General features: G+C 64.4%; 13 protein-coding genes. 2 read left to right on the top strand and 11 right to left on the bottom strand.

The features are described from left to right. Positions 1-1,944: 1,944 nt before the first annotated feature. From flgL to flgB, 11 genes are all read right to left on the bottom strand, one after another. Complete coding sequence (gene flgL / locus ACZY0R_RS09225; protein ID WP_488858088.1) at positions 1,945-3,174, bottom strand: flagellar hook-associated protein FlgL; 1,230 nt, start codon at positions 3,172-3,174, stop codon at positions 1,945-1,947. 36 nt (positions 3,175-3,210) lie between these two features. Further along, positions 3,211-5,127 carry a flagellar hook-associated protein FlgK gene (gene flgK / locus ACZY0R_RS09220; RefSeq protein ID WP_488858087.1) on the bottom strand — a complete coding sequence of 639 codons (1,917 nt, stop codon included), beginning with the start codon at positions 5,125-5,127 and terminating at the stop codon, positions 3,211-3,213. Between the two features lie 239 nt (positions 5,128-5,366). Then, entirely contained in the window at positions 5,367-6,401 is a 1,035-nt protein-coding gene (gene flgJ, locus ACZY0R_RS09215) for a flagellar assembly peptidoglycan hydrolase FlgJ (RefSeq protein ID WP_488858086.1), read from the bottom strand. A gap of 2 nt (positions 6,402-6,403) precedes the next feature. Beyond that, positions 6,404-7,537 carry a flagellar basal body P-ring protein FlgI gene (locus tag ACZY0R_RS09210; protein ID WP_488858085.1) on the bottom strand — a complete coding sequence of 378 codons (1,134 nt, stop codon included), beginning with the start codon at positions 7,535-7,537 and terminating at the stop codon, positions 6,404-6,406. A gap of 14 nt (positions 7,538-7,551) precedes the next feature. Further along, positions 7,552-8,235 (bottom strand): flagellar basal body L-ring protein FlgH, encoded by a 684-nt coding sequence (locus ACZY0R_RS09205; protein WP_045235722.1) that lies wholly within the window; start codon positions 8,233-8,235, stop codon positions 7,552-7,554. Beyond that, complete coding sequence (flgG, locus tag ACZY0R_RS09200; protein WP_035874965.1) at positions 8,232-9,017, bottom strand: flagellar basal-body rod protein FlgG; 786 nt, start codon at positions 9,015-9,017, stop codon at positions 8,232-8,234. Before flgG ends, ACZY0R_RS09205 begins: the two co-directional genes overlap by 4 nt. A 50-nt stretch (positions 9,018-9,067) precedes the next feature. Next, positions 9,068-9,811, bottom strand: coding sequence for a flagellar basal-body rod protein FlgF (gene flgF / locus ACZY0R_RS09195; protein ID WP_035874962.1), 744 nt, complete (start codon positions 9,809-9,811; stop codon positions 9,068-9,070). Between the two features lie 50 nt (positions 9,812-9,861). Continuing rightward, positions 9,862-11,103 (bottom strand): flagellar hook protein FlgE, encoded by a 1,242-nt coding sequence (gene flgE, locus ACZY0R_RS09190; protein WP_488858084.1) that lies wholly within the window; start codon positions 11,101-11,103, stop codon positions 9,862-9,864. 34 nt (positions 11,104-11,137) lie between these two features. Further along, the gene (locus ACZY0R_RS09185; RefSeq protein ID WP_045235724.1) at positions 11,138-11,809 is read right to left on the bottom strand and encodes a flagellar hook assembly protein FlgD; all 672 of its coding nucleotides are present in this window, start codon (positions 11,807-11,809) and stop codon (positions 11,138-11,140) included. Positions 11,810-11,822: 13 nt separating this feature from the next. Next, the gene (gene flgC, locus ACZY0R_RS09180) at positions 11,823-12,230 is read right to left on the bottom strand and encodes a flagellar basal body rod protein FlgC (RefSeq protein WP_488858083.1); all 408 of its coding nucleotides are present in this window, start codon (positions 12,228-12,230) and stop codon (positions 11,823-11,825) included. Between the two features lie 7 nt (positions 12,231-12,237). Then, positions 12,238-12,651, bottom strand: a complete 414-nt coding sequence (flgB, locus tag ACZY0R_RS09175) for a flagellar basal body rod protein FlgB (protein ID WP_035874951.1) — start codon at positions 12,649-12,651, stop codon at positions 12,238-12,240. A 220-nt stretch (positions 12,652-12,871) separates the two neighbouring features. Here flgB and flgA point away from each other — a divergent pair, with 220 nt between their 5' ends. After that, positions 12,872-13,591, top strand: a complete 720-nt coding sequence (flgA, locus tag ACZY0R_RS09170; RefSeq protein WP_488858082.1) for a flagellar basal body P-ring formation chaperone FlgA — start codon at positions 12,872-12,874, stop codon at positions 13,589-13,591. A 159-nt stretch (positions 13,592-13,750) separates the two neighbouring features. Next, entirely contained in the window at positions 13,751-14,053 is a 303-nt protein-coding gene (gene flgM, locus ACZY0R_RS09165; protein ID WP_488858081.1) for a flagellar biosynthesis anti-sigma factor FlgM, read from the top strand. Positions 14,054-14,103: the final 50 nt, after the last annotated feature.

Here is a 14,103-nt window from a genome sequence, read left to right as displayed (position 1 = left end):
CCATTGCCGCCACGTGGCGATGCAAGTAGACCGCCCGCAAGACGAGTGAAGACAGGATGAACCCCGCGACCCAAAGCATGATGTAGCTCCGTTATGGCGCCGCTACTTTTGTGATGCCTGGCGGCTCGCCAACTCGCGGATTGTGACAACTAGTGAGCTTTCCTCATATCCGGCTTTCTACCGGGCCGGATTGAGCCGATTCACGCCTTTGCCGCCATAAGCTGCCAAAGCACGTAGGCTAGTCCCGGTACCAGTAGCCAGGCCGCAATCGCCAGGTAGTACCGCGCACCGTGATGAGGCGGGTTGGCGTGAGAGTGGTGAAACAACGGTTTCATGGCGGGCCTCCGGCAAGTTTGCGAAGCACAAAGACCTCTTTTCGAGAATAGGTCTGAGTTCAGCACGTTGCAAAGCAAAGCATATGCCATGTATCCGCCATGGCCGGTTCGCGCGCGGAGCGCGGCAATTCCTGCGCGGTAATCGGCCGCCAGGGACTGGTCGGCTAGAAAACGAGGCCCGTCCAGCGCCAGCGAAGCGGAGAATTGGGGCCAAGGTGAGCAGGCGGTGGCGGCAAAGTATGCGGCTTGCCTTGGCCGCAACGAAGAATGGTGGCAGGACTGACCTTGAGGAAGGCGGCAAGGTCATGGACGTCGAGATATGCGGTCGATGGTAGGCGCAAGCACAGTATAGCGATGACCGTAGAGGTAGGATGTGCCGGTTGAGCGCAACGCAGCCACCTTAGTTGGCGACGACTTCCGCGTGAGGGGAGGATTTACTTGTACTCGCGAGCCTCAGCAGCCGACCCTATCGCGTCCTACCGCCTTCCATATCCACAGGCGCCGTCACCAATTTCAGCGACTGTTCTACTGGACTTAGCCAAGGCGGCATCCTGCCTGACAACAATGGATATGCCAAGCACTTCGGCAACACGGCTCCACGCACATCCGCTGCTTCGTGCAGCGTCCTGGCAAGACACACCATGTTATGGCACAGGTTCGAGGATTGAGACTCACCCATGTCCGAGAGCAAGTCTTCGCTCCGCAGCTTGCCTGTCGGCATTTCCGTCATGAAGAATCGGTAGTCCCATCCATCCTCATTCTCAACCCCCGAGCACAATCGGCACTGCCTTTACCGCTTCCAGAAGTCGATAGTCACCCAAAGATCAGGGTCAAGGATATCCGCGAGCCAGACAATCTCCCTGGTGCCGAGTTGTAGTTGAATCGCCATAACGATGTCACCTTCAACCTTCATCCGCTCGAAACGGATACTCGACGGCGCGAAATCCTCCGGAAGACAACTCGCGTGCGAAGCGACGCCCGCCAGCCAGCCTCGATGGATTCGAACGCGTACTGCGGCTTAGCTTCGCGGATGTCGACTTTATGAGCCCGGACCTCTCGGCTAGGGTGCAGGAAAAGCTTGCACATTCCTTCCAGCCGGTGCATGCGGAAGCGACTCGGGACATCGTCGGGGGAGCTACCGGGTGAGGAAGATAACCGTCGTCGTGCACTGTGAAGGGGGCTACTCGCGGCCGTGCGCTATCGCGCTGGCACTGCACCGGCTCTACAGCTACGCTACAGAGATGGAGCGCCTTACAGGTGCAAACGCATCAATCCTGCGCACTATGCTGGGCAAATAGACTGTTCTGAGCCCAAAAAAGCCCAGAAAGCCCTGTGGTTCAAAGCTTGCGGGGCGATTCGCGATATGAGGAAGCGATGTTTCCGAGCTCCTCCGACCTCAATTTGTTGAGGAAAAGTTACTTCCTCCTATTGGAGGAGTCCCGGCGATGCTGTGAGAGACCATTGCGGGCCCGGACAATAAAGGTCGAAAAGCAATGCCAGCAAACGATTTCCAGTTGGTTCTACCGCCCCGTTGCGGGCTTTGTTGCGCTCGCGTGATGGCCTTTATTGTTTCCTAACAGACACCGGCGCGCCGAGCGCCGACCACCAATCACAAAAATTTAAACAGATTCATCCCCTGGATCTGCATAAACGATTGCTGCGCAGCCTGCAGCGAAGTCTGACGCTGGTAATACTCAGTAATAGCCGAGTAGTAATCCAGATCCTGCAGTCCGGAAAGTGTCTGGCTGTAATTAAGGCTGCGGTTGGAGCCGATCGTATCGAGCGCGTCCAGTTCCTGCATCCGCGCGCCGACGCCGGTCTGGATCGTGCTGACGTTGTCCAGCGAATTGCTCATCTTGCGATTGGCGGTGGCCAGCACATTGGCCAGTGCCGCATGATCGGCATCAGTCGAGAGGGGCTTCTTCAGCGCGTTGATGACATCCTTGACGTTGCTGAAAATATCGGTTCCGGCAAGCTGCGCAGGTTGCAGGTCCATGCGATCGCCAGCGACCGGCGTACCCTTGACCGACAGCGAGAGGCCCGCCACCTGGATGCCGGCGCCATCCGTGTAGGTCACTGGCGCGCCGATTGCCGCAGGCGGAACAGCGTTTTCGTCGTTCAGCTGATACTGCAAGATGCCGGTGACCGGATCTGTGCCGAAGTTGATCGAGATACTGTGCCCATACAGTGCGTTGGTAGGGTCCGACACCGTGACTGCACTGTAGGTTGCCGCGCCCGTGTTGCTGCTTTTTGCCGAGGCAACATACGTGGCCGTGTTCTGCACGCTCAGGAAGATATCGCGGCCGTTGTCGCCGGTCGCCAGCTGACGTGCCACGTCGACCTGCAGCAACTGCTGACCGCTATCGCCGCTGTACTGCACGGCGCCGGCACTGTCCTTGCTGAACGGCGGCGACTGCGACTGGAAGCCAGCGAACAGGAAATTCCCGTTGCCGTCGTCGCTGTTGGCCAGCCCGAGCAACTGGTTGTAGTTGGCTTCCAGCTGCGAGGCGACGGAGGCACGATCGGCGTCGCTTATGGTGCCGTCACCGGCCTGTACCACCAGCGTCTGGATATTCTGAATAGCGGTAGTCACGCTCTTGAGCGTACTGTCTTCCATCGCGAGATTGCTGTTGGCTTGCTTGCGCGACGTAGCGTACTGGTCGTTAACCGCGCTGGATTGCGCTACCACCAGCGCCCGGGTTGCTCCCACCGGGTCGTCCGACGGAGAGAGGATGCGGCGGCCGGTGCCGAGCTGCTGCTGCACATGCAGCAGGGAGCCCTGCTGGCTGTTCATCGAGGCCAGGCCGAGTTGATAGAGCGTGGAGCTTGCGATGCGCATGTCTGTTCCTTTTCGGGGTCCGATTCGTCAGGGCGCTCAGCGGCCGATGCCGATGATGGTGTCGAACAGGGTGGTGGCAGTCTGGATAACCTTGGCGTTGGCTTGGTAGAGCTGCTGGAAGCGCAGCATGGAGACCGTTTCCTCATCCATGTTGACGCCGGACACACCTTGTTGCGCCGTCGTCACCTGAGTGGTTACGCTGTCTTGCGAGGTCGATGCGATCTGGATCGACTTGGCGCGGCTGCCAACGTCGTTGACGAGCTGCGCATAAGCGTCGTTGTAGCTCGACACGCCGCCGATGGTCTTGGCGCTCTGCAGCTTGGCCAGCACCAGCGCGTTCCCGTTGTCGGAGGCGCCGCTGGCGTTGGGTGTCAGCGTAATCTTGTCGTTGTTCGCCGGCGCGCCGCTGAAGCTTACGGTGATGCCGTTGATCACGTAGTCCTGGGCGCTGCCGTTGGGAGTCGGGCCAGTCGACGGCACCGCGGCGCCGGTCGGGTCGGTAAAGATGTATTTGGCGGTGGCGCTGTCGTAGGTGGCCGTGATCGCGGTGAGCGGCTTGCTGGCGCCCTGTGCGACGTTGGTGACCTTCGCAGTACCCGTACCGGTGTTTGCGGCGCCTGCGCTGCCAGTCAGCGGGGCCTTCGCGGCCGCGATCTTGGCCGGATCCTTGATGGCCATGTCTATCGCCGCAGCAACGTTGCGGGTCGGCTGGATCTGGTAGCTGTCGTTGGCCGACATGGCCGTCGGGATCTGCACGTCCACGCCATCGAGCGAGAGCGTCAGCGGATAGGTGGCGGCGGCGCCCGGCTGGCTAACGGTCTTATTGTCCGACATGCGCACCAGGTTGTAGTTGGTGCCGTCGTAGCTCAGGGTGTAGTCGCTGGTGGTCAGCTGCGACGTATTGCTGATGGTGGCCGTTACCAGCGAGTTGCCGGCATTGGTGCTCTTGGGCAGTACCGACGGCGAGCCCAGCTTGAACAGGTCGCCGCCAACCTGGCCGTTCAGGTCCACACCGAGCTTGTGCTGGTCGTTGAAGGTCTGGGCCAGCGTCACCGACAGCCGGCCAATGGCGTTCTGCGCGGAGTCCAGCGTCTCGCTGCGGAACTTGAGCAGGCCGCTGACGGAGCCGCCGGTGAGCGTGCTGTCGTCCATCTCGACCACGTTGCCGTTGCCTTGCGTGTACGCGATCGCGGTACGCGAGGGGTCCGCGGACGATTGCACCGCCTTCAGGTCATAGGAGGCAGTGCCCATCACCAGCGGTTGGCCGTTGCCGATGAAGACGTTGTAGGTATTGTCCTGCGGCACGACCTTGACGCCGACTATCTGGGCCAGTTCGGAGACCAACTGGTCGCGCTGGTCGAGCAGGTCGTTGGGCTGCTGGCCACCGCCGGCAGCGACAGCCCGCGTGATCTGGTCATTCAGCTTGGCGATCTGCTGGGAGTAGGCATTGACCTGGGTCACCGAACTTTGCAGCTGGGTGTTGACGCCATCGCGCAGTTGCTGGAAGTAGGAGTTGGCGGCGCGCATCTGCCCCACCAGCGACTGCCCGGCGTTGAGCATGTTCTGGCGCGCGGCCGGATCCGCCGGCGTATCCGATACGCCCTGGACCGCGGCGAAGAACTTCTGCATCAGCGGTGCCAGGCCGCCCTTCTGGTCGGCCAGCAGGTTGTCGATCTGGCTGATCTGGGCGGAGTAGGTCGAGAGTTGCGCGCTGGCGGTCACCGCGCCGCGCAACTGGCCGGTCAGGAACTCGTCATAGACGCGGACCACCGAGGTGGCATTGGAGCCCTGGCCATAGAAGCCCGAACTGGTGTACTGGCCGCCCGCGGAGGCAATGATGGTGTTCTGCCGCGTATAGCCCGTGGTGGCCGCATTGCTGACGTTGTGGCCAACCGTGGTCAGCGCGTTCTGCGCCGTGTTCAGGCCGGAAAGTCCGATATTGAAGAGAGACATGCTCTAACCCCGCGTCTGGTGGCTGCCGCGCGCCTGGCCGGGCGATCCGCGCACCGTGGCCGCCTGTGCTGGCCCTTCGATGCCGGGTCGCCGCTGCCGGACATCGACGGCGGTGAATGATGTAAGTAACGGCAGAAGTACAAAGAGACTTTAGTGCGCGGCGCGGGGAATTTACGCCTGGCTCTCCGGTGGCCGCGCCAGCCGCCTGGCACAGCGTCCGGCCAGCCTGTTCCGGGCGCTCAGACGGGCACTTTTCGCATGATCCGCACCAGTTTCTCGCCATAAGCCGGATCGGTGGCGTAGCCGGCCCGCTGCAGGCCGCGCGCCGCGTCGTCCGGCGTGGCAGCGGCCAGCACCTCGGCGTAGCGCGGGTTGTTGCTCAGCAAGCGGCCGTAGTCGGCGAAGGCTTCGTCGTACGAAGCGTAGGCGCGGAAGCGCGCGCGCACCTTTTGCGGCTGGCCGTCGATGTATTCGGTGGTGGTGATTTCCGCGACCTGGCCCTTCCAGTTGGCGCCCGCCTTGATGCCGAAGACATTGAAGGTGGTGCTGCCGTCCGGGTAGGCGATCTCGCGCCGGCCCCAGCCGGATTCGAGCGCCGCCTGGCCGAGGATCAGCTTCGCCGGCACGCCGGTGGCACGTGCCGCCGACTGGGCGGATCCGGCCATGCGCGAGACGAAGGCGCTGATGTGGGCGGGCGTGTCTTCCGGCAACACGGAGGCCCCGCCCTGCCAGGCGCCTGGTTCCTGCGGCTGGTAGTGGCGCAGGCCCGCCGTGGGGTTCCAGCTGGTGCCGGCCACCACGCTGCCGACGCGCGGCCTGTCGGCATCCCCCGCGCCGTCGCCGTTGCGCATGTCCAGCGCGCGCGCCAGGCCGGGAGCCGCGTCGTCCATGCCGGCCTGCACGGCCGCCTGCTTCGCGGCCGCGCCGGCGAGCTCGGGCGGAAGGCCCGCGCCGCTGGCCCGCGCGAGTTGGCGCACCATCACATCGGCAAGGCCGATGCCGCGCGAGGACATCTGCTGCGACAACTGCTGGTCCATCATCGACATGTACAGTTTGGTCTGCTCGTTGTCGAACAAGCCATCCTGCGGCGTGGCATCGCGCATGCTCTTGAGCACCATCTGCGTGAACACCGCCTCGAACTGCCGGGCGGCGGTACGCAGCGTTTCGGGGCTGGCGCCCGTACGCGCATTCTGCTTGAGGCCTTCGAAGCCCTGCGTGTCGAGCGCGAAGCGTTGCGAGAGATCGGCCTGGGCGGCCAGCCGGCTGCTGGACATGGTCAGATGATCTCGAGGTCGGCGCGCAGCGCACCGGCCGCGCGCATCGCCTCAAGGATGGTCTGCAGGTCGGCCGGCGTCGCGCCGAGCGCGTTCAGGCCCTTGACCACGGCGGCCAGGGAAGCGCCGGCCTTGACCATCTGCAGCGCGCCGCCCTCCTGCTTCAGGTTGATCTGCGATACCGGTGCCACCACGGTCTGGCCGCCGCTGAACGGGGCCGGCTGGCTGATCACCGGCTGGGTATTGATCACCACCGACAGATTGCCGTGCGCCACGGCGCAGTCGTCCACGGTAACGGCCTGGTTCATCACGATCGAGCCGGTACGGGCATTGAGGATGACCTTGGCGGCAGCCTTGGCGCGCGTGACGTCGATATTCTCGATGCGGGCCATGAAGCCCACGCGCGCGCCTGGCGCGGCGGGCGTGCGCACCTGCACCACCCGGCCGTCCAGCGCACTGGCTACGCCGCCGCCCATCGAGCGATTGATTGCCTCGACCACCCGCTCGGCCGTGCCGTAATCGGTTTCACGCAGCTCCAGGTTCAGGATGCCGCCTTCCGGCTGGAACGCCGGCACCGCGCGCTCGACGATGCCGCCGTTGGCGATGCGGCCCACCGCCAGCTGGTTGACCTGCACCTTGCTGCCGTTGGCCGACGCGCCCGCGCCACCCACCAGCATATTGCCCTGCGCGATCGCGTAGACCTGGCCGTCGGCGCCCTTGAGCGGCGTCATCAGCAGTGTGCCGCCACGCAGGCTCTTGGCATTGCCCATGGAGGACACCACCACGTCGAGCTGGCTGCCCGGCTGTGCAAACGGCGGCAGCGTGGCCGTGACCATGACCGCCGCCACATTCTTGAGCTGCATGTTCTTGCCGGCGGGCAGGGTAATGCCCAGCTGCGAGAGCATATTGGTCAAGCTCTGCGTGGTGAACGGCGTCTGCATGGTCTGGTCGCCGGTGTTGTCCAGCCCCACCACCAGGCCGTAGCCCACCAGCGGGTTGTCACGCACGCCCTGGAAGGTGGCGAGATTCTTCAGCCGTTCCGCGTGCGCCGCGCCCGCGAGCAGGCCCAGCGTCAGCGCAAGGAAGAGAGCGCGGACAAAGCGGCAGCGCAAGGCAGGGAGCGAAGACAGGAACATGACGCGGTCGGTGATCAATACGGTGAGACATTGAGGAAGAAACGCTGCAGCCAGCCCATGTTCTGCGTTTCGTCGATATAGCCCTTGGCGGTGTACTCGATGCGCGCGTCCGCCACTTGCGTGGAGGGCACCGCGTTGTCACCGGTAATCGTGCGCGGGTTGACCACGCCGGAGAAGCGGATGAACTCCGCACCCTGGTTGATCGCCATCTGCTTTTCGCCGGAGACGATCAGGTTGCCGTTGGCCAGCACTTCCAGCACGGTCACGGTGATGGTGCCGTTGAATGTGTTGGTGGCGCTGGCGCCACCGCTGGCCTTGAGCGAGTTGGCGCCGCTCATCGTGGCGGTCTGGCTGCCGTTGAACACGCCAGCCAGCACCTTGGGCAGCGCGTCGTACGCCAGCGCGCTGTTGGACGTGCGGCTGGCATTGGTGCCGGAGTTCTTGCTGGCGTTGACGTTCTCGGTGATCATGATGGTCAGGATGTCGCCCACGTTGCGCGGCCGGCGATCCTCGAACAGCGGATTGCCGGCATACGACGACTGGTAGATCGATCCGCTCGACCGCGCCGGCGCGCGCGGCTCGGCCCGTGCGGTGGTGGGAAGCTGCACCAGCGGCTCGCGCGGCGCCATCGCGCAACCGGTCGCGAAGCAGCACAAGGCAAGCGCGCCCAGGCGAGTCAGCGAGGCCATCATGATCATCCGAGCTGGGTGAGACGCTGCAACATCTGGTCGGACGTCTGCACGGCCTTGCTGTTGATCTCGTAGGCGCGCTGGGTCTGGATCATGCTGACCAGCTCTTCGACCACGTTGACGTTGGATGCTTCCACGTAGTTCTGCTGCAGCGTGCCGGCGCCGTTCAGGCCAGGCACGGTGGTGTTCGGTGCGCCAGATGCGTCGGTCTGCACGTACATGTTCTCGCCGAGGCTTTCCAGGCCGGCCGGGTTGGCGAACGTCGCCAGTTGCAGTTGGCCCACCTGCACGTTGTTGGCCGAGCCGGGCTGCGTCACCGAGACGGTGCCGTCACGCGCCACGGTCAGCGACGTGTAGTTGGCCGGCAGGGTGATGGCAGGCTGGATCACGAAGCCGCTGGACGTCACCAGCTGGCCGTTCTGGTCGCTCTGGAACGAGCCGTCACGCGTGTAGGCGGTGGTGCCGTCGGGCAGTGCCACCTGGAAAAATCCGTTGCCGAGGATGGCCACATCCTTGCTGTTGCCGGTCTGCTGCGGATTGCCCTGGGTATGGATGCGCTCGGTTGCCACGGGGCGCACGCCGGTGCCCAGCTGCAGGCCGGACGGCAGGGTGGTCTGGTCCGAAGACAGCGCGCCTGGCTGGCGTACGGTCTGGTACATCAGTTCCTCGAACACGGCGCGTCCACGCTTGAAGCCGTTGGTGGAGACGTTGGCCAGGTTGTTCGAGATCACGTCCATCTGCGTCTGCTGCGCATCGAGGCCGGTCTTGGCAATCCAGAGAGAGCGGATCATGTTAGTCCTCACAAGGCCGCCGCGAGCCGCGGCGGCACATCAATTCAATTTCAGTTGGTCGAGAGCAGCTGGTTGGAGCGCTGTTCGTTGGAATCCGCGCTCTGGATCATCTTCATCTGCATCTCGAAGCGGCGGGCGTTGGCGATCATGTCGACCATCGACTCGACCGGATTGACGTTGCTGCCCTCGATCGCGCCGGAAATGACGCGGATGTTGGCATCGACCTGCAGCGGCTGCGCGCCGGGGCGCAGGCGGAACAGGCCATCGTCGCCACGGGCGATGGAATCAGGCGGCGGATTCACCAGGCGCAGCTTGCCGATCTGGGCCAGGCCGGCGGAGGTTTCCCCAGGGCCGCGCGCTGTGATCGTGCCGTCGCTGCCGATACTGACCGCCGCACCCGGCGGCACCGCGATCGGGCCACCGTCGCCCATCACCTGCAGGCCGGTGCTGGTCTGCAGTTGCCCGTCCGCCGACACCTGCAGCGAGCCCGCGCGGGTGTAGGCTTCGCTACCGTCCGGCGCCTGCACCGTCAGCCAGCCGTTGCCCTGCAGCGCCACGTCCAGCGGACGCTCGGTGTAGGTCAGCGGACCGGCCTTGAGGTCGGCGCCGGGCGTGGAGGCCAGCGTGAAGGCGCGCGTCGGCGACGCCTGCCCCACCACCGGCACCGCGCGGAACATATTGACCTGCGCGCGGAAGCCGGGGGTCGACGTGTTGGCCAGGTTGTTGGACACCGCGGCCTGCTGGTCGAGCGTCTGCTTGGCGCCCGACAGGGCGGTATAGATCATGCGGTCCATGGCGTCCCTTTAACTCCCGCTCGTCCGGCCCATCTTGCCGACGCTGCGCATTACAGGTTGACCAGGGTCTGCATGACCGTGTCCTGCGCCTTGATGGTCTGCGCGTTGGCCTGGTAGTTACGCTGCGCCACGATCAGGCTGACGAGCTGGCCCGACAAGTCCACGTTGGAAGCTTCCACCGCATTGGACTTGAGCTGGCCGAGGCTGCCGCCGGGCGCGGCGATCACCGCCTGACCCGACGCGCCGGTCTCGGACCACACATTGTTGCCTTCGGGCTTCAGGCCCTGCGCGTTGCCGAAGCCGGCCATCACGACCTGGCCCAGCGACTGCTTCTGCTGGTTCGAATAACTGCCGAGGATCGTGCCGTCCGGCTGGATCGCGAAGCCGAGCAGGCTGCCGGCGGTATAGCCGTTCTGGACAGGCGGCTTGGTATCGCTGGCGCCGGCGAACTGCGTGGTGCCGGTCAGGTCCATCGCGATGGCCAGCGGAGCCGCGCCGTTGGAAGCGGCAATATTGATGGTGGTGGTAGCACCTGCGCCCGGTACCTGCAGCGTGCCCTTCGAGTCGAACTTCAGCGTGATCGGCGCGCCGACGACATTGCCCGCCGCATCGGTCAGGTTCATCGTCCAGTCGGTGCCGCCGCCACCGGCTGCAGGGAACGTGCCCGCGCCGGGGGTACCCGTGGAGAAATACGCCGTCAGCTGCCTGGCGTTGCCCAGCGAGTCGTACACCGTAACGCCGGTGCTGTAGTTGTACATATTGGACGTAGGCAGCGCCGCCGGCGTGCTGGCGAACGCCGCTCCCGGTACCTTGCTGCCGGAATCCAGGTTGAAGGAAACGCCCAGCGTGGTCGTCGCCTTGGCCGCCATCGTGGTGTTCGGCACGACCAGGGGTTGCGGCTGCACCGCACCGCCGCCGGTCACGCCTGCCGGATAGCCGCTCAGCTGAAGGCCCTGCGCATTGGTGATGCGGCCGTCTTGCTGGCGCTGGAACTGGCCATTGCGCGAGTAAAAGACTGAGCCCGAAGAGTCGGTCAGGCGGAAAAAGCCATTGCCGTTGGTAATCGCCACATCGAGCGCGCTGCCGCTCGATTCGATATTGCCCTGGTTGAATGACTGCACCACCGAGTTCACCGTGGTACCCAGGCCAATCTTGGTACCGGCATACACGTCGGCGAACTGGGCCGTCGATTGCTTGTAGCCGACGGTGTTGGCGTTGGCGATGTTATTGCCGATGACGTCCAGATTCGATGCGGCGGCGTTGATGCCGCTTACCCCTTGACCGAAACCCATGATATTCCCCTAGTTAGCTGATTTCGCTGATGTCTTAAAGAATGCGGCGAACGTCGTCGACCGACGCGGTGCGGTCATTGCCGATATCGACGAGCACGCCGGTAGAGTCACCGCTGATGCTGTTGACCTTGCCGTACACCAGCGCCACCGGCGTGACATCCTTGCCGTTGGCGGTGGCAGTCACCTTGAAGCTGTAGTCGCCGTCCGCTACCGCGACGCCCGCGTCGTTCTTGCCGTCCCAGGCGATGTCGTGCACGCCGGCGACCTGGCCCTTCATGTCGATGGTGCGCACGGTGTTGCCGTCCTTGTCGAGCACCTGCACGGTGACCGCATCCGCGGTCGCGGGCAGGTCGACACCGATCTTGCCCGGCACGCCGCCGGCCACCGACGTGGCGCTGCCCGGCACCATTACCGTCTTGCCGATCAGTGCCGCGGAGTCCATGGCGCGGCTGGCGCTGACCTGGCCCAGCAGCGTATTCAGCGTGGCGTTCATGGTCTGCATGCCGCTCACCGTGCTGATCTGCGCCAGCTGCGTGGTCAGCTGCGAGTTGTCCATCGGGTTGAGCGGGTCCTGGTTGTTCATCTGGGTGACCAGCATCTTCAGGAAGTTGTTCTGCAGGTCGGCCGCGCTCGCGCTGCCGCTTTGCAGCGTATTGGCAATCCCGGCGGCGCTGGTGTTGTTGCTTGTGGCGGAGGTCGTAGTCATTGCGTATCCCGGTTTACTGACCGATGGTCAGTGTCTTGAGCATCATGTTCTTGGCGGTGTTGAGGACTTCCACGTTGGCCTGGTAGGAACGCGAGGCCGAGATCATGTTGACCATCTCCTCCACCGGGTTGACATTTGGCATCGTCACGTAGCCGTCAGCGTTCGCCAGCGGATGCGTGGGGTTGTGGACCATGCGCGGCGGCGACGGATCCTCAAGCACGCCTTCCACCTGCACGCCGCCGATGTCGCTCTGGCCTGGTGTCGCGGCCAGGCCGAACACCACTTGCTTGGCGCGGTAAGGCTGGCCATTGGGGCCGACGGCACTGTCGGCATTGGCGAGGTTGGAGGCGGTCACGTTCAGGCGCTGCGACTGCGCAGCCATGGCCGAACCGGTGACTTCGAAGATGTTCATGGCTGGCATGGTGCGCTCACTGCTGGATGGCTGACAGCATGGTTTTGATCTTGGCGCTCATCACGGTGAGCCCGGATTCGAAATGCACCGCGTTGTCGGCAAAGGCGACGCGTTCGGTATCCATTTCGACCGTATTGCCATCGATACTCGACTGCATCGGGATGCGGTACTCGAGGTTCCTCTCGTCGATCCCCGACGCCGACGCCTGGCCCGGCAAATGCCGCACTGACGTGGTGGACAGCGAAACGCCTTCGGCGCGCTTGCCCCGCTCGACGCTCTGCGCCAGCGTGCTGGAGAAATCAAAGTCGCGCGCCTTGTAGCCGGGTGTATCGGCGTGCGCGATATTGGAGGCAATCACTGATTGCCTCTGGGTCCGCAAGCTCAGCGCTTCTTGCTGGAAGCGCAATGCCGCATCGAGTCTGTCAATCATGTCTGTGTCTCGCTGAAGGGGAGAGCGATGAAGGTCGACCTTTTCAGGTGTGTCATCTTAGGGGCGGCCCCGCCATGCCAATCGCACGAATAGGGCAAAGAAACCTGCGTATTTCGACCCGAGCAAGATTGCAGGGCTGCCTACAATGGGACCCGTTGTCACGCACGTGGCGCCCGCTCCCGCGGCGCGCCCTGCGTCGTTTTCTTGCCGGGATACACACATGAACACTCGTTTCCGGGCCGCCGCGGCGCGCGCCCTGCTCTGCGTGCTCGCCGCCGGCGGCACGCTGCCCGGCAGCGCCGGCGCGGCGCCGCCCTCGCCTTTCACCGAAGACCCGGTGCGTACCGCGGTCGAGCAGTTCCTCGAACGCCAGACCACCGGCCTGCCGGGCAAGGCCAACATCCAGGTGGTGCCGCCTTCGGGCGGGCGCGCGCCGGATTGCCCGCTTCCCGAACCCTTCCTGCCGCCAGGCGCGTCGCCCTGGGGCCGCGTCTCCGTGGGCGTGCGCTGCGCGGGCGAGCGCCCGTGGACGCGCTATGTCCAGGCGCGCGTGTCGGTGGTTGCCGACTACTATGTGGCCGCGCGCAACCTCATGCCCGGCGAACCCGTCGACGCGGCCGACATGGAAGTCCGCCAGGGCGACCTGGCCTCGCTGCCGCGCGCGGTGGTGACCGATCCGGTGCAAGTGACCGGCGCGGTGGCGGCAAACCGCATCGCCGCGGGCTCGCCGTTGCGGATGGATCTGCTGAAGAAGGCCATTGCCGTACGGCAGGGGCAGAACGTGACCGTGGTGGTGGAAGGCGAATCGTTCCAGCTCAGCAGCGAAGGCAAGGTGATGGCCGACGCGCCGGTGGGCAACAACGTGCAGGTGCGGTTAAAGAACGGTCAGGTAGTCAATGCGCTGGTGCGCAGCGGCGACACGGTGGTGCTGCAACAATAGGGGGACGCGGCCAGCATGGCCCATGGGGTTACGCAACCGTCTCATGAGACAATGGCGCGCAGGGCCAGGGCCAGGAAAGCGGGGCTTCCCGGCGCCATTTCACCCTAAAGTTTTGCCTGAGCCATCCGATAAGCCAAAGGTACCCAGCAAGGAATTCCCGTGAAGATCAAGCAGACCACCTCGTCGAGGGCAGGCGACGCCGTCGACGGCGCCGTGCGCAGCGTGGCCGGCGCCCCCGGGCCGACCACGGCCCCGGATACGTCCAGCGTGCGTGTCAGCCCCCTGTCGGCCCAGGTGCGCGAGATCGGCGCCCGCCTGGTAGAAGATCATGACGACGATATCGATACCGGCAAGGTCGAGGAAATCCGCCAGGCCATCGCCGAAGGCCGGATCAGGATCGACCCCAGCAAGATCGCCGACGGCCTGCTCGCGTCCCTGCGTGAGCTGAACGGCGGCGCCTGATCCCTGCTGCGCGGCCATTTGTTTAGCCAACCCATACCCACGATAGGCAA

The organism is Cupriavidus sp. F041 (assembly GCF_057814235.1).
The sequence above is the reverse complement of the archived record's forward strand: the minus strand, read 5'-3'. Positions and strand labels throughout refer to the sequence as shown.